The 24416-nt window shown below is 73.1% G+C and carries 20 protein-coding genes, 1 pseudogene and 1 riboswitch; of the genes and pseudogenes, 7 read left to right on the top strand and 14 right to left on the bottom strand.

The window, feature by feature from the left end:
* Nucleotides 1–266 precede the first annotated feature (266 nt).
* Nucleotides 267–1727 (bottom strand): eCIS core domain-containing protein, encoded by a 1461-nt coding sequence (locus ACZ3IL_RS17615; RefSeq protein ID WP_467391295.1) that lies wholly within the window; start codon nucleotides 1725–1727, stop codon nucleotides 267–269.
* A gap of 885 nt (nucleotides 1728–2612) precedes the next feature.
* On the opposite strand from ACZ3IL_RS17615, the gene ACZ3IL_RS17610 reads away from it, so the two are divergent.
* Together ACZ3IL_RS17610 and ACZ3IL_RS17605 are read left to right on the top strand one after the other, a co-directional pair.
* Complete coding sequence (locus ACZ3IL_RS17610) at nucleotides 2613–3581, top strand: alpha/beta hydrolase (RefSeq protein WP_467391294.1); 969 nt, start codon at nucleotides 2613–2615, stop codon at nucleotides 3579–3581.
* Between the two features lie 122 nt (nucleotides 3582–3703).
* Nucleotides 3704–4180: a Dps family protein gene (locus ACZ3IL_RS17605; RefSeq protein ID WP_467391293.1), complete on the top strand. Its 477-nt coding sequence runs from the start codon at nucleotides 3704–3706 to the stop codon at nucleotides 4178–4180.
* 86 nt (nucleotides 4181–4266) lie between these two features.
* Here ACZ3IL_RS17605 and ACZ3IL_RS17600 read toward each other — a convergent pair.
* Nucleotides 4267–4508 (bottom strand): annotated as a pseudogene (locus tag ACZ3IL_RS17600) (helix-turn-helix domain-containing protein); the annotation flags it as partial.
* A 141-nt stretch (nucleotides 4509–4649) separates the two neighbouring features.
* On the opposite strand from ACZ3IL_RS17600, the gene ACZ3IL_RS17595 reads away from it, so the two are divergent.
* Nucleotides 4650–5126 (top strand): GNAT family N-acetyltransferase, encoded by a 477-nt coding sequence (locus ACZ3IL_RS17595; RefSeq protein WP_467391292.1) that lies wholly within the window; start codon nucleotides 4650–4652, stop codon nucleotides 5124–5126.
* A 149-nt stretch (nucleotides 5127–5275) separates the two neighbouring features.
* Here ACZ3IL_RS17595 and ACZ3IL_RS17590 read toward each other — a convergent pair whose 3' ends face one another.
* Nucleotides 5276–6643: a peptidase C39 family protein gene (locus tag ACZ3IL_RS17590; RefSeq protein ID WP_467391291.1), complete on the bottom strand. Its 1368-nt coding sequence runs from the start codon at nucleotides 6641–6643 to the stop codon at nucleotides 5276–5278.
* Nucleotides 6644–6947: 304 nt separating this feature from the next.
* Between ACZ3IL_RS17590 and ACZ3IL_RS17585 the strand changes: the two genes are divergently transcribed.
* A complete protein-coding gene (locus ACZ3IL_RS17585; RefSeq protein WP_467391290.1) occupies nucleotides 6948–7577 on the top strand; it encodes a uridine kinase family protein in 630 nt (209 codons plus the stop codon).
* Between the two features lie 308 nt (nucleotides 7578–7885).
* On the top strand, nucleotides 7886–9820 hold the full coding sequence (locus ACZ3IL_RS17580) for an AAA family ATPase (protein WP_467391350.1): 1935 nt from the start codon (nucleotides 7886–7888) through the stop codon (nucleotides 9818–9820).
* 272 nt (nucleotides 9821–10092) lie between these two features.
* On the opposite strand, the gene ACZ3IL_RS17575 is transcribed toward ACZ3IL_RS17580, so the two are convergent.
* From ACZ3IL_RS17575 to ribD, 10 genes are all read right to left on the bottom strand, one after another.
* The gene (locus ACZ3IL_RS17575; protein WP_467391289.1) at nucleotides 10093–11181 is read right to left on the bottom strand and encodes a hemolysin family protein; all 1089 of its coding nucleotides are present in this window, start codon (nucleotides 11179–11181) and stop codon (nucleotides 10093–10095) included.
* Complete coding sequence (locus tag ACZ3IL_RS17570) at nucleotides 11178–12584, bottom strand: hemolysin family protein (RefSeq protein ID WP_467391288.1); 1407 nt, start codon at nucleotides 12582–12584, stop codon at nucleotides 11178–11180. Before ACZ3IL_RS17570 ends, ACZ3IL_RS17575 begins: the two co-directional genes overlap by 4 nt.
* Before the next feature lie 426 nt (nucleotides 12585–13010).
* The gene (locus ACZ3IL_RS17565; RefSeq protein ID WP_467391287.1) at nucleotides 13011–13463 is read right to left on the bottom strand and encodes a PH domain-containing protein; all 453 of its coding nucleotides are present in this window, start codon (nucleotides 13461–13463) and stop codon (nucleotides 13011–13013) included.
* Between the two features lie 49 nt (nucleotides 13464–13512).
* On the bottom strand, nucleotides 13513–14361 hold the full coding sequence (gene hisG, locus ACZ3IL_RS17560) for an ATP phosphoribosyltransferase (RefSeq protein WP_467391286.1): 849 nt from the start codon (nucleotides 14359–14361) through the stop codon (nucleotides 13513–13515).
* Between the two features lie 51 nt (nucleotides 14362–14412).
* Nucleotides 14413–14694 carry a phosphoribosyl-ATP diphosphatase gene (locus ACZ3IL_RS17555; protein ID WP_467391284.1) on the bottom strand — a complete coding sequence of 94 codons (282 nt, stop codon included), beginning with the start codon at nucleotides 14692–14694 and terminating at the stop codon, nucleotides 14413–14415.
* A 35-nt stretch (nucleotides 14695–14729) separates the two neighbouring features.
* Nucleotides 14730–15215 (bottom strand): 6,7-dimethyl-8-ribityllumazine synthase, encoded by a 486-nt coding sequence (ribH, locus tag ACZ3IL_RS17550; protein WP_388698615.1) that lies wholly within the window; start codon nucleotides 15213–15215, stop codon nucleotides 14730–14732.
* A 54-nt stretch (nucleotides 15216–15269) separates the two neighbouring features.
* The gene (locus ACZ3IL_RS17545) at nucleotides 15270–16547 is read right to left on the bottom strand and encodes a bifunctional 3,4-dihydroxy-2-butanone-4-phosphate synthase/GTP cyclohydrolase II (RefSeq protein ID WP_467391282.1); all 1278 of its coding nucleotides are present in this window, start codon (nucleotides 16545–16547) and stop codon (nucleotides 15270–15272) included.
* On the bottom strand, nucleotides 16544–17179 hold the full coding sequence (locus ACZ3IL_RS17540) for a nicotinamide mononucleotide transporter family protein (RefSeq protein ID WP_467391280.1): 636 nt from the start codon (nucleotides 17177–17179) through the stop codon (nucleotides 16544–16546). The genes ACZ3IL_RS17545 and ACZ3IL_RS17540 overlap by 4 nt, the downstream gene beginning before the upstream one ends.
* A complete protein-coding gene (locus ACZ3IL_RS17535; RefSeq protein WP_467391279.1) occupies nucleotides 17176–17784 on the bottom strand; it encodes a riboflavin synthase in 609 nt (202 codons plus the stop codon). The genes ACZ3IL_RS17540 and ACZ3IL_RS17535 overlap by 4 nt, the downstream gene beginning before the upstream one ends.
* Before the next feature lie 2 nt (nucleotides 17785–17786).
* Nucleotides 17787–18866 (bottom strand): bifunctional diaminohydroxyphosphoribosylaminopyrimidine deaminase/5-amino-6-(5-phosphoribosylamino)uracil reductase RibD, encoded by a 1080-nt coding sequence (gene ribD, locus ACZ3IL_RS17530; protein ID WP_467391277.1) that lies wholly within the window; start codon nucleotides 18864–18866, stop codon nucleotides 17787–17789.
* Between the two features lie 162 nt (nucleotides 18867–19028).
* Nucleotides 19029–19158, bottom strand: a riboswitch (FMN riboswitch).
* A gap of 243 nt (nucleotides 19159–19401) precedes the next feature.
* On the opposite strand from ribD, the gene ACZ3IL_RS17525 reads away from it, so the two are divergent.
* Nucleotides 19402–21723 (top strand): chitinase C-terminal domain-containing protein, encoded by a 2322-nt coding sequence (locus ACZ3IL_RS17525; protein WP_467391275.1) that lies wholly within the window; start codon nucleotides 19402–19404, stop codon nucleotides 21721–21723.
* A 148-nt stretch (nucleotides 21724–21871) separates the two neighbouring features.
* Here the strand turns inward: ACZ3IL_RS17525 and ACZ3IL_RS17520 are convergent, their stop codons facing one another.
* Nucleotides 21872–23005 carry an ROK family transcriptional regulator gene (locus ACZ3IL_RS17520; RefSeq protein ID WP_467391273.1) on the bottom strand — a complete coding sequence of 378 codons (1134 nt, stop codon included), beginning with the start codon at nucleotides 23003–23005 and terminating at the stop codon, nucleotides 21872–21874.
* A 107-nt stretch (nucleotides 23006–23112) separates the two neighbouring features.
* On the opposite strand from ACZ3IL_RS17520, the gene ACZ3IL_RS17515 reads away from it, so the two are divergent.
* Nucleotides 23113–24336, top strand: a complete 1224-nt coding sequence (locus ACZ3IL_RS17515) for an MFS transporter (RefSeq protein ID WP_467391271.1) — start codon at nucleotides 23113–23115, stop codon at nucleotides 24334–24336.
* The last annotated feature ends 80 nt before the right edge of the window (nucleotides 24337–24416 follow it).

The raw sequence follows: 24416 nt of genomic DNA, 5'->3' as shown, positions 1-24416 counted from the left end.
GGGCGGCCCGGGGGTAGAGATGTCCGTCACGTCCCCGGGGCCGGGCCGCCGCCCCGGACGACGCCGAGGACCCCGAGCGCCTTGCGCCGAGCGGCCGGGAGCCGGTCGGGGAAGTGCCGGCAACGGACCCCGCCTGTGCCGGACACCACTTTCCCGCTCGCGTCGTGCCGCTCGGTGCGCAGCCGGACGATCTCCCCGATCGAGCATGGACGCGCCGGTGCCGACCTGGTGCCGCACTCGCCCCACCACGCCCCGGGCACACACCATCAAGATTTCGTATCGTTCGCGTTGATGTTTTTCTTCAGATCCTCCTCCATCTCCCGATGCGACCACGCCGCCTTTTCATTGTTCGTATCGTGGTGATACTGCAAGAAGTCGTACAGTGCGGCAACGCACGAATCCCGCGTGGGGAACGTGGAATCATCGACCAGCTTGCGGTCCCGGGAGATCTCCCTGATGGTCCCGTCCTCGGTCGTGTAAAGGGGATGCCAGACGAGTTCGACGTCGGGCCGGAACCGTTGCAGCTGTTGCAGTTGGGGAACTTCCTGCCCCACGAGGACGCTTTCCGCGCTGTAGCTGCGCAGGAAGATGTGGACCGGTCCGGTCGCCTGCGAGACGTAGAACTTCGACAGGAGATTCCAGAGCGGGCCCTGCAGCCGCCAATCCTTGTGGTACTCCAGCTCGTTGAGCACTTTCCCCGCCCGAGTGAATTCCATTGGCGTATACCCTTTTGATTCGGCGTACTTGCACACGTCGAGCCCGCCGGACCACAGCGCCATATTGGGTGTCACGAAACCATTGTTCTCGCGCAGCATTTTGATTCCCTGCTCGTACCATCCGTTGCTGTCGAGCAGGGGGCGCAGCTCCGCCCTGGTGAGTTTCTCCGATTTCCATCCGTCGTTGATGGTCTCCTGCTCCCTCAGCCCGCCCAGGATGAGCTGCCACAGCCCCTCCACCGTGTCCTGGGAGAACCCCGCGGTCTTCATCAAGCTCTGGAACAAGGCCCATTCCGGATGTGCGGACGGATTGTCCGCATAATGCTCATCAGGAGCGCCGCTTCCCGGAACCTTCCGCTGGACGGAGGCCGAAGCCGGTGAGACCGCGGTTTGCCGGGCGACCGCGGGGTTCCCTCGCGGAGGTCCCGAAAGTGCCCGCGTCGCGTTGGCTTCCGCTTCCCGTTCGTACCGGTCGGACGGGTCGGAGACCTTCAGTCCGGAACCGTTGTCGGTTCCCGCGACGGAGCCTTGGCGTTGCTGGACGACATGAGTGAGTTCGTGGGCCAGGGTGTGCCTGTCGGTGCCCCCGTGACCGATGACGACGTGGTTTCCGGAGGTGTAGGCGCGGGCGCCGACTTCGGCGGCGGAGGCCTTGGCGGCACTGTCGTCGTGGACGCGAACGTCGGAGAAGTCGGCCCCCAGCCGCGTTTCCATGTCCATGCGGGTGGCATCGTCCAGGGGCCGCCCGCCGGTGCGCAGAACGTCGTGGACCGTGGAACGCTGCACCGGGAACTGTCCGGCCTGCTGGTTGTCGCAACCCGCATCGTGCTGATGCCGGTCCCGGACCCAGGAGTGGCCGGCCGCCCGGAGCATCTGGACGACGGCAGCGTTGCCCGCGGCGCTCTGGAGGGCGGGGAGACCGGCGGCGATGCCGCCTCCCGGCCCATGCGTCCGGGCAGGGCCGGTGGGCTTCTTGCCGCTTGGCATGTGTTCCTGGCCGTTGGCGTGCATCGAATCCTCTCGCGGGACGCTACGACCGGCACGACGGCCGGCGGGGGTGGCAGCTGAGTGCGTGCCGGCATTGTGGCCGCGGTCGCCGATCCTGTCAGCGGCCGGCAACGTTCCGCTAACGCCACCTCGGGTCATCTCCAGTACGGCGATGTTCCGGGGCCCGTGATGTGCGGCGCGTTGTCGGCCTCGACCGGCTTTCGACCCGGGCGCCGATCCAGCGCCGGGCCCCGGTGCGAGCCCCCTCGGGCCGGTGGCGGAGGTGGACAAGGGGACGGCGGCGGAAACTCGTGACCGGACGAGGGCCGCCTCTCCACCCGACGGCCCGGGCGGGCTCCGGCCGCATACGCGGACGAGGGAGTGCGCCGGGCGCACCACATCCGTCACGCCGCCACCCCCTGTGCGCGCACCGGGCGGGGCGGACGAGGGGTGGAGTCCACTTCCGTGCGCGCCACGCGGCACACCGGTGCGGTGACCGGAAGCGCGCCGCCCCCTCCGCGCCGCGTGACGGATGGCAGCGGCCGCACGAGAACACGGCCGTACGCCGTTGGCTTTCCGGCGGGCCGGTGGGGCCCGGACGGGACGGGCCGGTGGGGCCCGGGGCGGGACGCGGTTGCGGGATGCCGCCGGGCGCGTTCCGGGCAACAGGGGTGAACCGGACCCGGTTTTCGGACGTAGGGCAGGGAGAAGGCGCCGACGCGGCAGGCCGGCCCGAGCACGGGTCCGCCTCGCCCGGTCCGGGCGAGGCGCGCGGCCGTCTTCTCGTTCACACAACCGTATGGCACCTCAAAATTAAGTTGTGCGCAGTTAAGTTGTGCGCAGTTAAGTTGTGTCATAAGATCGGCTCGTCCGGTCCGCCCACCACAGATCGACTCCAGGAGCTTCCCCATGTCCGTTCACACGCCGTCCATTCCGGTCCTGGAGCCCGCTGCCGCGGAGTTCGCCAAGGCGACCGCGAACCCGCCCTACCTGTTCGACCTGGACCCGGCCGAAGGCCGCAAGGCCGTGGACGAGGTCCAGTCCGGTGAGATCGTGATGCCGCTGATCGACGAGGAGTGGATCACCGTCTCCGGCGGCCCGACCGGCAGCGTCCGGGCCCGCATCGTCAAGCCCGCCGGGGCCGAGGGCACCCTGCCCGTCATCCTCTACATCCACGGCGCCGGCTGGGTCTTCGGCAATGCCCACACCCACGACCGCCTCGTGCGGGAACTGGCCGTCGGCGCGAACGCCGCGGTGGTCTTCCCCGAGTACGACCTCTCGCCCGAGGCCCGCTACCCGGTCGCCATCGAGCAGAACTTCACCGTCGCCCGCTGGATCGTCGAGGAGGGCGCCGACAAGGGCCTGGACCCGGCGCGCATCGCCGTCGCCGGTGACTCGGTGGGCGGCAACATGACCGCGGCGCTGACGCTCATGGCCAAGGAGCGCGGCGGCGTCCCGCTGGTCCAGCAGGTGCTGTTCTACCCCGTCACCGACGCGAACTTCGACACCGCCTCCTACCACCAGTTCGCCGAGGGCTACTTCCTGCGCCGTGACGGCATGCAGTGGTTCTGGGACCAGTACACGACCGACGAGGCCGAGCGCGCCCAGATCACCGCCTCCCCGCTGCGCGCCACCACCGAGCAGCTCACCGGTCTGCCCCCGGCCCTGGTCATCACCGGCGAGGCCGACGTCCTGCGCGACGAGGGCGAGGCCTACGCCAACAAGCTGCGCAAGGCCGGCGTGCCCGTCACCGCCGTCCGCTACCAGGGCGTCATCCACGACTTCGTGATGCTCAACGCCCTGCGCGGCACCCACGCCGCCGAGGCCGCCATCACCCAGGCCGTCACCGTCCTGCGCACCGCGCTCCACACCGCCTGACCCGCACCGCCCGGACCCCCGGCGCGACCACACCCGGCGAGCGGGCCACCGCCCGGAGCCGCCGGGGGAACGACTCACACCCGTCCCCACCACCGAAGACGACGCACAAGGAGAACCCCCGCTTGACCGCCATGAAGAGCACGATCCCCGACGCGGCGAGGCAGGCCGCCGGCAACGCGCTGCAGGACACCCTCGTGGATCTGCTCGGGCTTTCGCTGATCGGGAAGCAGGCGCACTGGAACATCGTGGGCCCCCGGTTCCGCTCCCTCCACCTGCAGCTCGACGAGTTGGTGACGGTGACACGGGAAGCCGCCGACACGGTCGCCGAACGGGCCGCGACACTCGGCGTCCCGCCCGACGGCCGGCCGGCGACGATCGCCTCGGGGTTCACGCTGCCCGGCCCGAAGGCCGGCTGGGTACGCGACGACGACATCGTCGAGATGATGACCGAGACCCTGGGAACCGCCGCCGTACGGCTGCGCGAGCGCGTCGACGCCACCGAGAACGCCGACCCGGTCACCCAGGACCTGCTGATCTCGATCACCGCCGAACTCGAGAAGCAGCGCTGGCTGTTCGCAGCCCAGCTCATCACCCCCTGAACGGCGGGCCGCGGCGACGTACCGGCTCGACCACGGCGAACTCCATCAGGCCGCCGCGGCTCCGCCCTGCCCTCGGGCGGGCCACGGCGGCCTTCGGAGAACGTCGACGCCCCGAACAGCGGGGCGGTCTGTCGCGGCGTCAGGCGGGTTCGCCAGTACGCCGCGACCGGCAGGACCCGGTCCTCCAGCGGAAGGCTCCGCGGCCGGCCCTTGCGGACCGCGTCCGCACCCTCACGACGCAGAACCGCCACCGGCTCCCCGGAAAGGCGGAACTCGACCCGGTGAACGGGGCCGTCCAGGACGGTTCCGACGCCGTGGTCGCACCGGCCGCACGGTGATCACCTCCTGTGGCCCGGGCTCCGCGTGATGCCGCGCGGAATCCGCTGGCGCGGCACGGCTCCGGCATCAAGAATCACCGGATGCGTGAAGTGGGGCTGTCCGACGGGATCATCACTCTGTCCCCCTGCGCATGGACGATGTCGAGGCGCACCTCGCCGGGGAGGACGAACTGCTCGTTCGCCGGCTCAACGGCGGTCCCGGCACGCGGGAGGGCACCGAAGCGTACGTCCGGCACTGCCGGGAGCAGTGGGACACCGCCGGGCCACTGCGCGCGTTCGGCATCCGGACGGGTGCCGACGAGGTGCTCGCGGGCACGATCGACGTGCGGTTCGCAGGAGAAGGCCTGGCGCCCGGCCAGGTGAACGTCGCCTACGGCCTCCATCCGCCCTGGCGGGGGCGCGGCCTGGCCACCCGCGCGGTTTTGCCGGTGTCCCGGTGCGCGGCGAACGAGGGAGGGGTGGAGGCGGTGATCCAGGTGGAACCGGGGAATCCCGCGTCTGCCGCAGTCGCGCGGCGGGCGGGGTTCACCCCCCGCGAGCCGACGCACGGCACGGACGGCACGCGCTTCGACCGGTACGTCCGGGACCTGCGCGACGCCGCCCGGTGACGACCGACGGTCACGGGACGACCCCGAGGCGTCCCACCCGCTCGGACGCCGTTCGGTCAGGGTCACGGTGGACCGGTACGGCCACCCCACGCAGGACGGCCGGGAGCGCTGCCGTCAGGTCGTCGGGGCGGCCGCGGGGCCGCACGTGCTCACACCAGACCGAGCGACCGCAGCACGCGGTGCCGGCCCGGTGCCGGTCCGTCCGGCCAGAAGACGTAGCAGACACCGCCCGTACCGCTTCTGACCTTGCCGTTCGTGTCGTACCGCTTGGTCCGCAGCCAGATGTTCTCCCACTCGCGCCGCGCGTAGACCCGGCGTACGGCCTCGTTGCCCGGTGAGGCGGGGTCGTTGGCGACGACGTCGCCGTCCGCCGTGAAACCGACGACGGCCATCAGGTGGCCGGCGGTGCCGTACCCCGCCCCCGTCAGCTCCCCCTTGAGGAAGGACTGGGACGTGATGACCGGGATGCCGGCCAGGATCAGGGTCTCCAGCTCGGTGAGCGAGCGCAGCCGGGTGACCACGGCGTTCATGGCGGGATAGGTGGCGGCGTAGGCGGCGTTGAAGGGCCAGTTGCCGCAGCCCTCGTACTGGTGGTCGTAGGTGAACCGGGCCGCGTGGCAGACCTGGGGGTCGGCGAAGGCCGGGTCCACCCACGCCAGGTCCGCCGCCGAGGGCCGGCGCCCCCAGTACTCGAGGACCATCTGGGAGGAGGTCGGGCTGCACCAGGCCTCGCCGCCGTTGTCGTACTCGGGGTACTGCCCGACGTGGATGTTCTGCGAGTAGCGGGGCACCGCCAGCTCGCGGGCGGGGCCGGGCGCGGAGGCCGGGACGATGAAGCGGTCCGGGATGTCCGAGGCCATGGCGCCGATCCGCCACACCGCCGGGGTGAGGCCGCTCCCCGGCGCGCGGTACAGGGTCAGGCGCAGCCGGTACGAGCGCAGCCGGAGCCCGCCCGCCGGGTCGTCGATCGCGAGGGTGTCGGTCCAGACGCTGCTCCTGCCGTCGCCCTGGCCGTCGACCGAGGCGCGCCGGACGTCGGCCTCGCCGTCGCCGGAGGTCCAGCGGCCGAGGACGTACCAGGGGGTGTCCGTGCCGTCCGTGTACGTGCCGCGCAGCTCGACCTGGAGCCAGGTGCCCGAGGGGGTGCGGGCGTTCCAGGAGGCGATGACCTCGGTGGCGGGCACGGCCGGGGTGTGCTCCGGCGAGGTCCAGCTCGCGTACTCCCAGGCGGAGGTCCGTCCGGTGTGCGGATCGGTGTGGTCGACGCGGCCGGCGGGCTCGGCGAGGACCAGGCCCGGGCGGCGGCCGGGCACCGTCCGCGTGCCGGCGGCCGTGCCGCACCGCCAGTCCGTGTACGAGGTCCAGAAGCGGTTGTCGACGAGCCCGGGGCCGGTCCCGGGGGCGCGGTCCCGGCCCGCGGGGGCGGAGGCGACGGCGGGGACGGCGGTCGCGGCCGTTCCGGCGGCGGCCGCGAGCGCCGCGGCGAGGACGGTTCTGCGCGGGGTGGAGCTGGTCATGGGCGGTGACCCCCAGTCGAGAACGGAGAACGGCGGGCGTGCGGAGCGGTGGTCCCGGGGCCGTCGGAGGGGACGGCCGCCGGCGTGCGGAGGCGCGGGTCACGGAGGCACGGCGTGCGGACGCGCGGACGCACGGACGCGGGTCGCGTACCGGACCGCGGACGGGATCGCGCGGGCCCACTATCCCGGCTCGCGACCGGCCCCGCCAGCACTTCGCCCCGCGTCGCCGCACCAATATTGGTCCCGACCACTGGCGGTGGCACCTCCCTGACCTGCGACGGTCCCCGCCCTCTACCCTGGGGGCATGGACGACCTCGACCGCGCGGCGCGCACGCTGCTCCGGCTGCCGCCCTCCTGCGGGCCGGTCCGGCTGGTCGCGGTCGACGGCCACGCGGGCTCGGGCAAGTCCACCCTCGCGGCCCGTCTCTCCGCCGCCCTCGGCGGCGCGCCCGTCCTCCACCTCGACGACCTCGCCACCCACGGGGAACCGTTCGCGTGGACGGGCCGGCTGCGGGAACAGGTCCTGGAACCCCTCGCGCGGGGCGAGACCGCGTCCTACCGTCCCTACGACTGGCGGCTGCGGCGCTTCGGGGCGCCCCGGCCCCTGCCCCCGGCACCGGTGGTCCTCGTCGAGGGCGTCGGCGCGGGACGGCGGGAGGTGCGGCCCCTCCTCGCGTGGCTGTTGTGGATGGAGCGCGGGGCGGAGGAGTCCTGGGCACGGGGACGGCGCCGGGACGGCCCGGAGCAGGCCGCGTTCTGGGACGGCTGGACCGTGGCGGAGACGCGCCATTTCGACGACGACCCCTCCCGGCCCTTCGCCGGCACCCTGGTACGGGAGTGCCGGACGGGGTACGAGTGGCTTCCCGGGCCCGGTGCGAAGACAGGCACGGACCAGACCATCACGCACCGTGACGGCCTGATGTGCGGGGAATGAGGGGCTCCGGGTCCGCTCGTGCACATGCCCCAACTCCGCTTGACCCAAGGGGCGTACAGGTCTTACGTTCTGAATGTGCGGCTTTTCGGAGCCGCCGCGGACACGAAGCCCCCGGTTGTTCCCCCGTGATCGGGGGCTTCGTTCTGCCCTCCGGCCCTCCCCCGGGGACCTTTCCGTCCCCCGGCCCTCACCCAGGGTCACCGCTTCCGGATCATGCGCTTCTCCTTAAGCGCCCACCCCCCGCGCGGGTACGATGCCCGCAGGTGCGGTCAAATCCCGTCCATGCGATGACGGTTGTGGGGGACCCGATGGACATCGGCACACAGGGCTCGCAGCCCCCGGCCGAACTCGCCTGGCTGCGCGGGGTCGACGCCTACACGATGGGCGCCTACCCCCGGGCGGAGGAGGAGTTCCGGACGGCGGTGCGGATCGACCCCGGGATGGCGGACGCCTGGCTCGGACTGCACGCGCTCCGGGTCGACACCACGACCGCGCTGCTGCGCATGTACCGCCACCGCGAGCGCTTCGGCGAGCAGCGGACGCGCTACCGGCGCACCCTGAACTCCTGGTACTGGCTGGGCTGGTGGGTGCAGCCCGTCCTGGAGAGCCCCCGCGACCTGCTCCTCGCACACGCCTCCCACTGGCTCGACGGCCGTCACGTGCCCGAACTGGACCGGGCCCTGGCCGGGCTCCCCCCGGTGGACACCGATCCCCAGGTGCGTTTCCTGCACGCCTGCCGGGCCTACCTCGTGAAGGACTGGGAACAGCTCGTCCGTCACACCGAGACCCTCGTGGACGATCCGCTGCTCGGCATCGAGGCCGGGCTCTTCGGCGGCATGGCCCGGGTGCGCCTGGAGATGTACGGCCAGGCCGAACCCCTGCTCTCGGCCTCCCTGATGCGGTGCCGCAGCGAGCAGCCGCAGCGCAAGGAGCTGCGGTACTGGCTGGCCCGGGCCCACGAGGGCACGGGGCGCAGCGCCGCCGCCCTGCCGCTGTACCGGGCCGTGCACCGCGTCGACCCGTCGTTCATGGACACCGCCGCACGGCTCGCGGCGATCACCGAGTACGACGGCTTCGAGGGGTACGAGGGGTACGAGGGATACGAGGGCGCGGACGGCCCCGCCGGGCTGGCGACGGTCGCCCTGGGCCCTCCCGGCGGCGGGTCCGGCCAGGACGCGGTGGACACCGTCCCGGGCGCCGAGCCCGACGCCGGGCTCGGCGACGGACTGCGGCTCGCGCCCGACCCGGTGCCGCCCGCCGCGCCGGTCACCCCGCCGGAACCCGTGCGGCAGAAGGCCCGGCTGCCCCGCCAGCCGGTGCCGCCCCGTTTCCCGGCCGGGCCGACCGATCCGGCCCTGCTCGCGGAGGCGCTCGCCGAGCTGGAGGGCATGGTCGGACTGGAACCGGTGAAGCGTCAGGTCAGGGCGCTCTCGGCACAGCTGGAGATGGCCCGGCTCCGCGCCGGCCAGGGGCTCCCGGTCCAGCCGCCGAAGCGGCACTTCGTCTTCTCCGGCCCCTCGGGCACCGGGAAGACCACGGTCGCCCGCATCCTGGGCCGGGTGTTCTACGCCCTCGGGCTGCTCGGCGGCGACCACCTCGTGGAGGCCCAACGGGCCGACCTGGTGGGAGAGTTCCTGGGTCAGACGGCGGTCAAGGCCAACGAGCTGATCGACTCGGCGGTCGGCGGGGTGCTCTTCGTGGACGAGGCCTACGCGCTCTCCAACACCGGCTACAGCAAGGGCGACGCCTACGGCGACGAGGCCCTCCAGGTGCTCCTGAAGCGCGCCGAGGACAACCGCGACCACCTCGTGGTCATCCTGGCCGGCTACCCCGAGGGCATGGACCGGCTGCTCTCCACCAACCCGGGCCTCTCCTCGCGGTTCACCACCCGGGTGGACTTCCCCTCGTACCGGCCGCTCGAACTCGCCGCCATCGGCGAGGTCCTGGCGGCGGCCAACGGGGACGGCTGGGACGACGAGGCCCGCGAGGAGCTGCGCTCGATCAGCGGGCACGTCGTGGAACAGGGCTGGATCGACGAGCTGGGCAACGGGCGCTTCCTGCGCACCCTGTACGAGAAGTCCTGCGCCTACCGGGACCTGCGGCTCTCCGGATACCCGGGGAGGCCGACCCGGGAGGACCTGGCCACCCTCCGGCTCGCCGACCTCATGCAGGCGTACGGCGAGATCCTGTCGGGCCGCGGTCCGGCCGACCGGGGGCCCCGGGAGGAACCCCCCGGGTACTGAGGGGCGTTCACCGTGTCCCCGGGACGCCCGATGCCCGGGACGCTTGGAACGCTTGGAACGCGCTCCGGGAGAACCGCCGGGCCCGCCGGTGTACGTCCGGCCCGGGCGCGCGTCCGGCCCGGGCACCCCACCGGCCGGCGGGACGGGTAAGTGCGGTGCGCCGGTCGCGACCGGAAAGGTCCGGCGGCTCCGTCCCCTCCGCGCGGGGCGGGCGGGACGGGGCCGCCGGAACCCCGGGCCGCGCCGGGCGGCCGGGAACGGGGCCCGGAGCGCTACCCGCGCACGGCGGCCGGGGAGGGTGCCGCGCCCCGCGAGGAGACCGGGGAGGGCGGCGGGCCCACGCGGTGGGCGGGGTCGCGGACCTCCCCCACCAGCGTCTCCAGGACGTCCTCCAGGGCGACGAGCCCGAGGACGGTGCCGGTGCCGTCCGCGACCTGCGCCAGATGGGTCGCGGCGCGGCGCATCACGGTGAGGGCGTCGTCCAGCGGCACGTCGGCGCGGAGGGTGGCCATCGGCCGCCACAGGCGCCGCGGCACGGCCCCCTCCCGCTCCTCCAGGTCGAGGACGTCCTTCACGTGCACGAAGCCCAGGAAGGCGCCGTGCTCCTCGGCGCGGACCGGGAAGCGCGAGTATCCGGTCCGTACGGTCAGCTCCTCGACCTCCCGGGGGGTGACCGAGGGCGGGACCGTGACCAGGGAGGCGGACGCGAGGAGGACGTCCGTCACGGGGCGGCTGCCCAGTTCGAGCGCGTCCTCCAGGCGCTCCTGTTCGGCCGGGTCGAGCAGACCGGCCTGTCCGGCGTCCTCCACGAGACGGCCGAGCTGGGCGCTGGTGAAGACCGCCTCCACCTCGTCCTTCGGTTCGACCGCGAACGCCCGCAGGACCAGCCGGGCGCAGGCGCCCAGGGCCGCCGTCACGGGCCGGCAGAGCCGGGCGAAGCCGACCAGGGCCGGGGCCAGCCAGAGCGCGGTCCGTTCGGGCGCCGCCATCGCCAGGTTCTTCGGCACCATCTCGCCGATGACGAGGTGGAGGAAGACGACGGCGGCGAGGGCGATGACGTAGCCGAGGGGATGGATCAGTCCCTCGGGGACGCCGACCGCGTGGAAGACCGGTTCGAGCAGCCGGGCGACGGTCGGTTCGGCGACGGCGCCGAGCGTCAGCGAGCAGACGGTGATGCCGAACTGGGCGGCCGCCATCATCTGCGGCAGGTTCTCCAGGCCGTGCAGGACCTGCTTGGCCCGGGCACCGGGAAGCGGTTCGATCTGGCTGCGCCGTACGGAGACGAGCGCGAACTCGGCCCCGACGAAGAAGCCGTTGGCGAGGACCAGCAGGACGGCGAGGAGGAGGGGGAGGGTGCTCATCGGACGCCCTCCGCGACCAGTGCGGCGGAGGAGGGGGCCGCTGCCGTGCCGGCCGCCGTCCCGCCGTCCGGGACCGGGGCCGGGTGCGGGACCGCGTCCGTCCGGACGATCCGCACGTGCTCGGCGCGGTAGTGGTCGACGCGGTGGACCGTGAGCAGCCAGCCGGGGAGCTCGACCCGGTCCCCGGGGACGGGGATGCGCCCGAGGAGGTCGGCGACGAGCCCGGCGACGGTCTCGTACGGCCCGTCGGGCACGTCGAGGCCCATCCGGCACAGGGTGTGGACCCGGCAGGAGCCGTCGGCGTCCCAGGCGGGACGGCCGTCCTCGGCGGGGACGGCGACCAGCTCGGGCCGCCCGTCGGCCGCGGTGTCGTGCTCGTCGCGGACCTCGCCGACCAGTTCCTCGACGATGTCCTCCAGGGTGACGACGCCGGCGGTGCCGCCGTACTCGTCGACGACCACCGCGATCGGCTGCTCGCGGCGCAGGCGCTCCAGGAGCGTCTGGGCGGGCAGCGTCTCGGGGACGAGGAGCGGCGGGACCGCGATCCGGCCGACGGGGGTGCGCAGCCGGGCGTGCGGGGCGACGGCGAGCGCGTCCTTGAGGTGGACCATGCCGACGATCTCGTCGATGCGGTCGCGGTAGACCGGGAAGCGCGAGAGGCCGGTGGCCCGGGTGAGGTTGAGGACGTCGGCCGCGGTGGCGTCCCACTGGAGGGCGCTCACCTTCACGCGCGGGGTCATGACCCGCCCGGCGGTGAGGCCGCCGAGGGACAGGGTCCGCACGAAGAGGTCGGCGGTGTCCTGTTCGAGCGCGCCGGCCCGGGCGGAGTGCCGGGCCAGGGAGACCAGCTCGCCGGGGGTGCGGACCGAGTCCAGCTCATCGGTGGGTTCGACGCCCAGGAGCCGGACGAGACGGTTGGCGACCCGGTTGAGCAGGGCGATCACCGGCCGGAAGAGGGCGGAGAAGCGGCGCTGCGGGGTGGCCACGAAACGGGCCACCTGGAGCGGCCGGGAGACCGCCCAGTTCTTCGGCACCAGCTCGCCGACCACCATCTGGAGGGCGGAGGCGAGGAGCATGCCGATCACCACCGACACCGCGGAGACGGCCCCCCGGGGCAGTCCGGTCGCGGCGAGCGGCCCGTGCAGCAGTCCGGCGAGCGCGGGCTCGGCGAGCATGCCGACGACGAGGGAGGTGAGGGTGATGCCGAGCTGGGTGCCGGAGAGCTGGAAGGACAGCTCGCGCAGCGCGGTGACGACGGCGCGGGCGCGCCGGTCGCCGGCGGCCGCGGCGCGCTCGGCCTCGGCGCGCTCGACGGTCACGAGACCGAACTCGGCGGCCACGAAGAAGCCGTTGGCGAGGATCAGGAGGAAGGCCGCGGCGAGCAGCAGAAGGGAGACGATCATGCCGCCGCCTCCTGGAAGAGGGCGGCGCGGGTACTACCGGACGGTCCGTCCATTGCTGGAGGGAGTCACTCCTCGGGTCGTAGGGAGGCCTCGCGGGCCGCGACGGCGGCCCTGCGCACGCGAGGCGGTGGTGCGCTCGGCACCACCGCTTCCAGAGTAGTCAAGCGAGCGCCCGGAAGGGCAGGGGGTCGGCTCCGGATGGGGGAAGAACGGGGGCCGGACCCCGATGTTCCTCCGGGGAAGGGCGGGGGCCGGACTCCGGCGTTCCTCCGGGGAACCCCGGTGCCGTACCCGGACGGAAACCCGCACCGTCCGGGCGGGAGGCGCGGTGAGCGCCGCCCCGGTGCCGTACCGGACGGAATCCCGGCTCCGGCGCCCCGGAGCCGCGTCCCCGGGCCCGGGGTCAGCTCCACCCCGGGCCCGGGGTCAGCTCCGCTCCGTGCCCGTCCCGTGGCTCTCGGCCAGGGCCCGCAGGGCGCGGGCGTCCCGGATGGCCGACTCCTTGGCGATGCCGGGCTGGATGCCGAGCGCGGGCAGGCTGGTGCCGTCGCTCAGGTCGAGGAAGACCCACGGGTCGCCGGGACGGAGGTTGACGCGAAGGATCTCCGCCCAGGCGAGCCGCCTGGTCCGGGTGATGTTGACGACCGTGACGCCCTCGTCGTCGGCGACGACCTTGGGCCGGCTCAGCAGGACGAGGACGCCCAGGAAGAGCGCGGCGGTGAAGACGAAGCTGGCGCGCTCGCCGGGCCCCAGCCGCTCCAGCATCATCGCCACGAGGGTGATGGCGGCGAACATCGCCAGCCCCACGGTCAGCAGGACCGCCCTGGTGCGGCCGGGGCGGAAGGTGACCGGGAGGGCGGGCGTCGTGGGCTGCGACATGGGGGTTCCTCGATGCCTGGTGGTGCCGGCGGGCGTGCGGTTCGGGCCGTCAGAGACGGCAGGCGTGGATGGCGGTGGTGAGGATGGCGCGGGCGCCCAGCTCGTACAGGTCGTCCATGATCCGCTGCGCGTCCTTGGCGGGGACCATCGCGCGGACGGCGACCCAGCCCTCGTTGTGCAGCGGGGAGACGGTGGGCGACTCCAGGCCGGGGGTGAGGGCGACGGCCTGCTCCAGGTGCTCGGCGCGGCAGTCGTAGTCCATCATCACGTACGAGCGGGCGACGAGGACGCCCTGGAGGCGGCGGAGGAACTGCTGGACCTGCGGGTGGTCGTCCGCGGCGCCCCGGCGGCGGACGACGACGGCCTCGGAGGTGAGGATCGGCTCGCCGACGACCTCCAGGCCGGCGTTGCGCAGGCTGGTGCCGGTCTCCACGACGTCCGCGATGACCTGGGCGACGCCGAGCTGGATCGCGGTCTCGACCGCGCCGTCCAGGTGCACGACGGAGGCGTCGATCCCCTGGTCGGCGAGGTGCCGGGCGACGATGCCCTCGTAGGAGGTCGCGATCGTCATGCCGCCGAAGTCCTCGGGGCCCTTCGCGGTGCCCGGGCGGGTGGCGTACCGGAAGGTGGAGCGCCCGAAGTTCAGGGGGAGGATCTCCTCGGCGTCGGCGCCGGAGTCCAGGAGCAGGTCGCGGCCGGTGATGCCGATGTCCAGCTTGCCGGAGGCGACGTAGATCGCGATGTCCTTCGGGCGCAGGTAGAAGAACTCGACCTCGTTGCCGGGGTCGACGACCACCAGTTCCTTGGACTCCTTGCGCTGGCGGTAGCCCGCCTCATGGAGCATGGCCGACGCAGGTCCGGAGAGGGAACCCTTGTTGGGGACGGCGATGCGCAGCATGGGGTGGGCTTCCTTTGCCTGGGAGTGGTGGGGAGACCGGAAGAGTCGTGCTCAGAGGTGGGCGTAGACGTCGTCGAGCGAGATCCCGCGGGCGACCATCATCACCTGGACGTGGTACAGCAGCTGCGAGATCTCCTCGGCGGCGGCTTCCTTGCCCTCGTACTCGGCGGCCATCCAGACCTCGGCGGCCTCTTCGACGACCTTCTTGCCGATGGCGTGGACGCCCTTGTCCACCAGTTCCGCGGTGCGGGAGGTGGCCGGGTCGCCGGTCTCGGCCTTGAGCTTGAGCTCGGCGAAGAGCTCTTCGAAACTCTTTGAGGGTGTGTTCGCCATGATGGTCCTAAGAGTACGGGGTGGGGGTCGCGCACTCAGCGCCAGGGTTCGCTGACCGTGCGCAGCGTGGTGGCGGTGGCGACGGCGGCGGTGACGGCCTCGTGGCCCTTGTCCTCGGAGGAGCCCTCGAGGCCGGCCCGGTCGAGGGCCTGTTCCTCGTTGTCGACGGTGAGGACGCCGAATCCGACGGGTACGCCGGTGTCGATCGAGACCTGGGTGAGGCCGTGGGTGACGCCCTGGCACACGTACTCGAAGTGCGGGGTTCCGCCGCGGATGACGACGCCGAGGGCCACGACGGCATCGTAGCCGCGCCCGGCGAGGACCTTCGCCACGACCGGGAGCTCGAAGCTGCCGGGGACGCGGAGCAGGGTCGGCTCGTCGATGCCCAGCTCGCTCAGGGCGCGCAGGGCGCCGTCGACGAGACCGTCCATGATCTTCTCGTGCCACTGGGCCGCGACGACCGCGACCCGGAGGTCGCCGCAGTTCTTCACGCTGAGGACGGGTGCGCCCTTGCCGCTCATGTCTCTCCTTGAACCGTAGTGAACCGTACTGAACCGTGGGGAAAGCAGGGGGGATTACTGGTTGCCGCAGGTGGGGGCCGGGGAGCCGTCCAGCCAGGGCAGGTCGTGGCCCATCCGGTCCCGCTTGGTGCGCAGGTAGCGGAGGTTGTGCTCGCCGGCCGTGACCGGCATGGGCTCGCGGCCCTCGACGGTGAGGCCGTGCCGGGTGAGGGCGTCGATCTTGTCGGGGTTGTTGGTCATCAGGCGCAGGCTGCGGACGCCGAGGTCGGCGAGGATCCGCGCGCCGGCCGCGTAGTCGCGGGCGTCGGCGGGGAGCCCGAGTTCCAGGTTGGCGTCGAGGGTGTCGCGGCCCTGCTCCTGGAGCTCGTACGCGCGCAGTTTGGACAGCAGGCCGATGCCGCGCCCCTCGTGGCCGCGCAGGTAGACGACGACCCCGCGCCCGGCCGCGGTGATCCGGTCCATGGAGGCCTGGAGCTGGGGGCCGCAGTCGCAGCGCAGCGAGTGGAAGACGTCGCCGGTGAGGCACTCGGAGTGGACCCGTACGAGGACGTCCCGGCCGTCGCCGATCTCGCCGTGGACGAGGGCGACGTGTTCGACGCCGTCGACGGTGGAGCGGTAGCCGTACGCGGTGAAGTCGCCGTGCGCGGTGGGGAGGTGGACCTCGGCCTCGCGGCGGACGGTCGGCTCCGCGGAGCGGCGGTAGGCGATCAGGTCCTCGATGGAGATGATCGTGAGTCCGTGCTTGCGGGCGAAGGGGACCAGTTCGGGCAGGCGCAGCATCACGCCGTCCTCGCCGGCGATCTCGACGATCGCGCCCGCCGGGCGCAGTCCGGCGAGGCGGGCGAGGTCGACGGCCGCCTCGGTGTGGCCGTCGCGGGCGAGGACGCCGCCGGGCCTGGCGCGCAGCGGGAAGACGTGTCCGGGGCGGACGAAGTCGGAGGGCTCGTGGCGGCCGCTCGCCAGCATCCGCAGGGTGGTGGCGCGGTCGGCGGCGGAGATGCCGGTGGTGACGCCGTGGGCGGGGGACGCGTCGACGGAGACGGTGAAGGCCGTGCGCATCGACTCGGTGTTGTCCTCGACCATCTGCGGGAGCCGGAGGCGTTCCAGTTCCCCGTCCTCCATGGGCGCGCAGATCAGGCCGCGGCACTCGCTCATCATGAAGGCGACGATCTCGGGGGTGGCCTTCTCGGCGGCGATGACGAGGTCGCCCTCGTTCTCGCGGTCCTCGTCGTCCACGACGACGACGGGCCGGCCCGCGGCGATGTCCCGGACGGCCTGCTCGACGGGGTCGAGGAGGAGGTCCTCGGCGTCCCGGATCGGGAGGGCACTCATGCGTGGGCTCCTTCCGGAGCGGGGACGGTGCGGGAGCGGAGCCACCAGTCGCGCATGCCCCACAGGACGAGCGCGCCGTAGACGACGTAGACGAAGCCGGAGAAGGCGTAGCCGTTGGCGAAGTTCAGCGGGACGCCGACCAGGTCGACGAGGAGCCAGGCGAACCAGAACTCGACCATGCCCCGGGCCTGGGCGTACATGGCGACGACGGTGCCGACGAAGATGTACGCGTCCGGCCAGGGGTCCCAGGACAGGGTCGGGAAGGCCTTGAAGAGCAGGGCCACCGCGACGGTGCCGGCGGCCGCCGCGGCGACCATGGCGCCGCGCTCGCGCCAGGTGGCGAAGCGCACGGTGATGTGGCCGTCCGTCCCCTGGTCCTTCCCGCGCCGCCACTGCCACCAGCCGTAGAGCGCCACGAGCACGACGACGACCTGCTTGCCCGCGCTGCCGGCGAGGTGGCCGTAGAAGGCGACGAAGAGGACGAGGCCGGCGAGGAACTGCACGGGCCAGGTCCAGACGGAGCGGCGCCAGCCGAGTGCCAGGGCGGCGAGCCCGAAGACGTTGCCGATCATGTCGGACCAGATGATGCGCTGGTCGAGGACGGTGAACGCCTCGGAGTTGAGCCAGTTCACTTGACGTTCTCCCGGGCGTTCGGGCCGAGCAGCCGCTCGACGTACTTGGCGATGACGTCCACTTCGAGGTTGACCGGGTCGCCGCTCCGCTTGATGCCGAGCGTGGTCAGGTCGAGGGTGGTGGGGATGAGGCTGACGGTGAACCGGTCGTCGCCGGCCTCGACGACGGTGAGGCTGACGCCGTCGACCGTGATCGAGCCCTTCTCCACGACGTAGCGGGAAAGGTGGGCCGGGAGGCCGATCTCGACCAGTTCCCAGTGCTCGGACGGGGTCCGGCCGAGAATGGTGCCGGTGCCGTCGACGTGTCCCTGGACGATGTGGCCGCCGAGGCGGTCGCCGACGGCCATGGGCCGTTCCAGGTTGACGCGGGAGCCGACGCCGAGGGCGCCGAGACTGGACCTCTTGAGGGTCTCGGCCATGACGTCGGCGGTGAACTCGCCGTCGCCGTGCTCCACGACGGTGAGGCAGACGCCGTTGACGGCGATGGAGTCGCCGTGCCGGGCGCCCCCGGTGACGAGGGGGCCGCGCAGTCGGAAGCGGGAGGCGTCCGCCAGCCGTTCGACGGCGACGACCTCGCCCAGTTCTTCGACGATTCCGGTGAACACGGTCAGGCTCCCTTGGGGGTGGCGGTGATGCGGAGGTCGGGGCCGACGCGCACGGTCTCGGTGACGTCGAGCCGCAGCGCTTCGGTGAGGGTGCCGATCCCGGCGTCGGCGAGGGCGTGCGGGCCCGCGCCGAGGAGGACGGGGGCGAGGTAGCCGACGACCTGGTCGACGGCACCCGCGGCGACGAAGGAGCCCGCGAGGGTGGGGCCGCCTTCGAGGAGGACGGAGCGGACGCCGCGGGCGTGGAGCCGGTCGAGCAGGTCGCGCACGCCGAAGCGGCCGTCGCGCAGGGGCAGCCGGAGCAGTTCGGCGCCGGGCAGGTGCCGGGTGTCGGCGTCCTCGCCGACGACGACCAGGGTGGGCGCGGCGTCGTCCAGGACGCGGGCGGTCGGCGGGAGCGCGGCGCGGGTGTCGAGGACGACCCGCAGCGGCTGGGTCGCGCCGTCGACGCCCCGGGCGGCGAGGTGCGGGTCGTCCGCGCGCAGGGTTCCGCCGCCGGCCACGACGGCGTCGGCCTCGGCGCGCAGCCGGTGGACGTCGGCGCGGGACTCGGCGGAGGTGATCCAGCGGGAGGTGCCGTCGGCGGCGGCGACCCGGCCGTCGAGGGTGGCGGCGTACTTCCAGCGGACGAAGGGGCGGCCCCGGCGCACGGAGGTGAGCCAGGCGATGTTGCCCGCCTCGGCCTCGTCCGCCAGGAGTCCCCGCTCGACCTCGACGCCGGCGGCGCGCAGGGTCCCGGCGCCGCCGGTGGCCCGCGGGTCCGGGTCGCCGACCGCGTACACGACGCGGCGGATCCCGGCCTCGATCAGGGCCCGGGAACAGGGCCCGGTGCGGCCGGTGTGGTCGCAGGGTTCGAGGGTGACGTAGGCGGTGCCGCCGCGGGCCAGGACGCCGGCCTCGCGCAGGGCGTGGATCTCGGCGTGCGGGCCGCCGGCGCGCCGGTGGTACCCCTCTCCGACCCGGTGGCCGGAGGCGTCGGTGACGACGCAGCCGACGACGGGGTTGGGGCTGGTGGCGCCGAGGGCGCGGGCGGCGAGCTCGACGGCGCGTCGCATGGCGGTGGTGTCGGCCTGCCGGTCCACCGGGTCCTCCTGCCTCTTCGGGCACGGACTCCGGGGCCTGTCGGTGACGACAGGGAGCGGGTGGATCGCCTCGCACGGGTGCGCCGGGGCCGGAGGTCCCGGTTCGCCGGGAACGGCGAACGGTGGACGTACGGCCGGCACACCCCTGACAGGGGTCGCCCGCCGCGCACTGCCTCCCATCCGGACTTTCACCGTCGGTCCAGGAATCTCACCTGGTCAACCGGCCGCTGGCTGCGGACGGGTCGCGGACTATACCGCCGGTTCGGAATTGCACCGACCCCGGAGTGCGCTGCTGCTGATACAGGGCCAGTGTGCCACGACCCGTGGCGGCGGCGCGGGGAGTCCCCTGTGGGCCCGCTCACAGAGCTCCACGGTCACCCTCTTTGGTACGGACCTATTGACTCACTGGTCTAGTCCTCTTAATCTCCGTGTCACCTTCGAGGCACCGGTTCGTCGGCGTGCGCACTCCACGGGCCCCACACGACCCACCCCCCTGTTCGTTGTGTTCTCCCCACCTCCCCAGGAGGAACCGATCGTGCTGTCCCCCACGACGAAGAGAGCCTCGCTGCTCGCGTCCGGCGCGGCCGTCGCCGGGCTGCTGCTCAGCTCGCTCTCCGGCGGCGTCTCGTACGCCGCCGACAACGAGTCCTGCCGCCCCGACGGGCTCTACAGGACGCCCGGCGTCGACGTCCCCTACTGCTCGGTCTACGACGCCGAGGGCCGCGAGAAGATGGGCGCGGACCACCAGCGCCGGGTCATCGGCTACTTCACCGGCTGGCGCACCGGCAAGAACGGCCAGGACGCCTACCTCGCCGACGACATCCCGTGGGACAAGATCACCCACATCAACTACGCCTTCGCGCACGTGGACGCGGCCAACAAGGTGTCCGTGGGCGCCGACGGCCCGGACAACGCGGCGACCGGCATGACCTGGCCCGGCGTCGCCGGCGCCGAGATGGACCCGGCGTTCCCCTACAAGGGCCACTTCAACCAGCTCAACAAGTTCAAGAAGCAGCACCCGGACGTCAAGACGCTCATCTCGGTCGGCGGCTGGGCGGAGACCGGCGGCTACTTCGACGAGAGCGGCAAGCGGGTCGGCTCCGGCGGCTTCTACACGATGGCCACCCACGCGGACGGCTCCGTGAACCAGGCGGGCATCAACACCTTCGCCGACTCCGCCGTGGCGTTCGTCAAGAAGTACGGCTTCAACGGCGTCGACATCGACTACGAGTACCCGACGTCGATGAAGGACGCCGGCCACCCGGCCGACTTCCCGATCTCCAACGCCCGCCGCGCGGGCCTCAACAAGGGCTACGCGGCCCTGATGAAGACCCTGCGCGAGAAGCTGGACCGGGCCGGCGCCGCCGACGGCAGGCACTACCTGCTGACCGTCGCCGCCCCCTCCTCCGGCTACCTGCTGCGCGGCATGGAGACCTTCCAGGTCCAGAAGTACCTGGACTACGTCAACATCATGTCGTACGACCTGCACGGCGCCTGGAACGAGTACGTCGGCCCGAACGCCTCCCTCTTCGACGACGGCAAGGACGCCGAGCTGGCCGCCGCGAACGTCTACGGCAGCGCGCAGTACGGCGGCATCGGCTACCTGAACACCGACTGGGCGTACCACTACTTCCGCGGCTCCATGCCGGCCGGCCGCATCAACATCGGCCTGCCGTACTACACCCGCGGCCACAAGAACGTGCAGGGCGGCACGGACGGGCTGTGGGGCAGGGCCGCCGCCTCCTCCTGCCCGGCGGGCTCCGGCCTGACCAAGTGCGGCGACGGGGCCGTCGGCATCGACAACCTCTGGCACGACAAGGACGACAACGGCGTCGAGTCCCCGGCGGGCTCCAACCCGATGTGGCACGCCAAGAACCTGGAGAAGGGGATCGTCGGCGACTACGTCACCCAGTACGGCTTCCCCGCGAACACCCGGCTGACGGGCACCTACGCCCGCAAGTACGACGCGTCCCTGGTCGCGCCGTGGCTGTGGAACGCGGAGAAGAAGGTCTTCCTCTCCACCGAGGACGAGCAGTCGGTGGCCGCGAAGGCGGACTACGTGGCCGCCCGCGGCATCGGCGGCACCATGGTCTGGGAGATGGCCGGCGACTACGCCTGGAACGCGGCCAAGGGCCAGTACGAGGCGGGCTCCACCCTCACCTCGCTGATGTACGAGAAGTTCAGGACCGCCGCCCCGTACGGCGCGAAGAAGTCCAACAAGGCGCTGCCCGCCAAGGCGGTCGACATCGCGGTGGACTTCACCGAGTTCAAGCTGGGCGACTCCAACTACCCGATCACGCCCAAGCTGAGGATCACCAACAACACCTCGGCCACCCTCCCCGGCGGCACGGAGTTCCAGTTCGACTACTCCACCGCCGCCCCGGCCAACGCCTCCGACCAGTCGGGCTTCGGCACCAAGGTGATCAGCAGCGACCACACCGGCGGCAACGCCGGCGGCCTGAAGGGCGACTTCCACCGCGTCTCGCTGAAGCTCCCGGCCTGGCAGACGCTGGCCCCGGGCGCGACGGTCGACCTGTCGTTCAACTACTACCTGCCGGTGTCCACCCCCTCCAACTGGACGGTGACCATCGGCGGCACGGCCTACGCCCTCGCCGGCGACCTGGCGCGCGGCACGACGGTCGTCGAGCCGGGCTCCGGCACCACCCCGCCCACCACGCCCCCGACCACCCCGCCCACCGGCTGCACCGCCCCGGCGTACGCGGCCGGCACGGTCTACAACGCGGGCAACGAGGTCTCCCACAAGGGCCACACGTGGAAGGCCCAGTGGTGGACCCAGAACCAGGAGCCGGGCACGACCGGCGAGTGGGGCGTCTGGAAGGACCTCGGCGCCTGCTGATCCCCACGCCCTGAAGGAACCCCGGCGGCGGAGAACCACGGCCCTTGCCGCCGCCGGGCCCGCACACCCGCCGCGCCGCGCCTCCCCGTACGGGGGCGGGGCGCGGCGGTTTTTCCGGGCCGTACCCACGGCGGAAGAGCCCCCTCCCCTACGGGAACAGGTCCTCCTGGGCCGCGTCCCGGGCCGTGAGGAGAGCCCCGCGCAGGACGGCCGCGTCCCCGAGGGCGGTGGCCCTGACCTCGGTGCGCAGCGGCGAGAGGACGGCGAGTTCCGCCTCCACCCTGGCCGCCAGGGCCGCTCCCCCGCTGTGGCCGGTCTCGCCCCCGAGGACGACGCAGCCGGGGTCGAGGACCGAGGCCACGGCCGCCGCGCCGACGGCGAGACGTCGGGCGACGGCGTCCAGGAAGGGTTCGGGGCCGGAGGCGAGCGCGGCCGCGCGGTCCCCGGGGGCGAGACCGTGCTCCCGGGCGAGCTTCCCGACGGCCGCGGCGCAGGCCAGTTCGTGGAAGCCGCCGTCGCAGCCGGTGGCCGAGGGGAGCCCGGTGGTGCCCGGCACCGGCAGGAAGCCGATCTCCCCCGCGCCGCCCGAGGCCCCCCGGCGCAGCCGCCCGTCGAGGACGACGGCGGCGCCCACGCCCTGGCCGAGCCAGAGCAGGACGAAGTCCTCGCGGTCGCGGGCCGCGCCCTCGCGCAGTTCCGCGAGGGCGGCGAGGTTGGTCTCGTTCTCGACCAGGACGCGCGCGGGGAGCCGTTCCTGGAGGACGGCGACGAGCCGCCGGTGCCAGGCGGGCAGTCCCGTGGAGTCGCGGAGTTCGCCGCTGACCGGCTCGATGAGTCCGGGGGCGCCGACCGCGACGCTGTGCAGCGCGTCGACGCCCGCCTCCTTCGCGGTCCGCTCCAGGAGGGCGACGGCCTTCTCCACGGCCGGCCCGGTGCCGCCGTCGTCCCCGACGGGCGCGGAGGCCTCGGCGAGCGTGGTGCCGAGCAGGTCGGCGACGGCGACGGTGACCGAGCGGGTGCGCACGTCGAGGGCGGCGAGGTGCGCGCGCCCCGCGACGATCCCGTACAGCCTGGCGTTGGGGCCGCGGCGTTCGGCCCCCGCCTCGCCGACGACGTGGACGAGCCCGGAGTCCCGGAGGCGCTCGACGAGGTCGGCGACGGTCGGGCGGGAGAGCCCGGTGAGCGTCTTGAGCTGAGTGGCCGTCAGCGGCCCCTCGTCCTGGAGCAGTCGCAGGGCGAGCCGGTCGTTGATGGCCCGTGCGGTGCTCGGGGATGCGGCCATGCGGCGATCCTCTCAGACGTTCCCGTGACGGAACCGGCCCCTGTGGACTATTTATCAGGCAGGGTCCCTGATAGTTTACGCGCCACACCACGACACCGGGAGGGCCCATGGCGGCGGAGACCGTCACCAGCACCCAGCGCCTGCGGCGGGCGCGCTTCGCCGTCGCCGCCGTCTTCTGCGTCCACGGCGCGGTCACCGGCAGCTTCGCCACCCGCATCCCCTGGATCCAGGAGCACGCGGGCATCGGCGCCGGGCAGCTCGGCCTCGCGCTCGCCTTCCCCGCGCTCGGCGCCTCGGTCGCGATGCCGCTGGCCGGGGCCGTCTCCCACCGTTTCGGCGCCCGCCCGGCGCTGCGCGGCCTGCTCGCCCTGTGGACCCTCTCCCTGATCCTGCCGTCGCTGGCCCCGAACATCTGGGGACTGTGCGGCGCGCTCTTCGTGTACGGCGCGACCTCGGGCATGTCCGACGTGGCGATGAACGCGCTGGGCGTCGAGACCGAGGCCCGGCTCGGACGGTCCATCATGTCGAGCCTGCACGGCATGTGGAGCGTGGGCGCCCTGATCGGCTCCGCCGCCGGCACGGTCGCCGCCCACCTCGGCGGCGACGCCCGGCCGCACCACCTGATCGCCGCCCTCGTCCTCACCGCGCTCGGCCTGATCTCCTGTCAGGGCGTGCTCGACGTGCGCAGCGCCCCGGAGGAGGAGGCGCCGCCGCGCTTCTCGCTGCCGCCGAAGGCCGCCCTCGTCATCGGCGCCATCGGCTTCTGCGGGGTGTTCGCGGAGGGGGCCAGCCTCGACTGGTCGGCCGTCTACCTGCGGGACGAGCTGGGCAGCTCGGCCGGGCTCGCCGCCGCCTCGACGACCGCCTTCGCGCTGACGATGGCCGTGGCCCGGCTGGCCGGCGACCGGGTGGTGGACCGCTTCGGCGCGGTCCGCACCGTACGGGCCGGGGGCGCCGTCGCCACCCTCGGCGGCCTCCTGGTCGTCGTCGCCCCGCACGTCGCCGTCGCCCTGGCCGGATTCGGTCTCATCGGGCTGGGGATCGCGGTCGTCGTCCCGCTGGCCTTCGCGGCGGCCGGACGCAGCGGCCCCAACCCCAGCCAGGCCATCGCGGGAGTCGCCACCATCACGTACACCTCGGGGCTCATCGCCCCCTCCGCGATCGGCGGCATCGCCGACGCGACCTCGCTGGTCTTCTCCTTCGGCCTGGTCACGCTGCTCGCGTTCGGCCTGGTCGTGGGCGCGGGCGTGCTCAGAAACGCCGACCGGAAGGCCCCGGCGGCATCCCCGGAGGGCGGTGCCCCGGTGAGGAGCGGGGGTCCGGCCGCCTGACGGCGGCCCCGGGCCCCGGCGGTCGGGGTCGGCGGTCGGAGCCGGCGTCCGTTCCCGGCGCCCGGGGCCGGCGGTCGCGC

The organism is Streptomyces sp. NPDC014907, from assembly GCF_055562975.1.
Note: the sequence above shows the minus strand (reverse complement) of the source record. Positions and strands in the feature narration are given on the sequence as shown.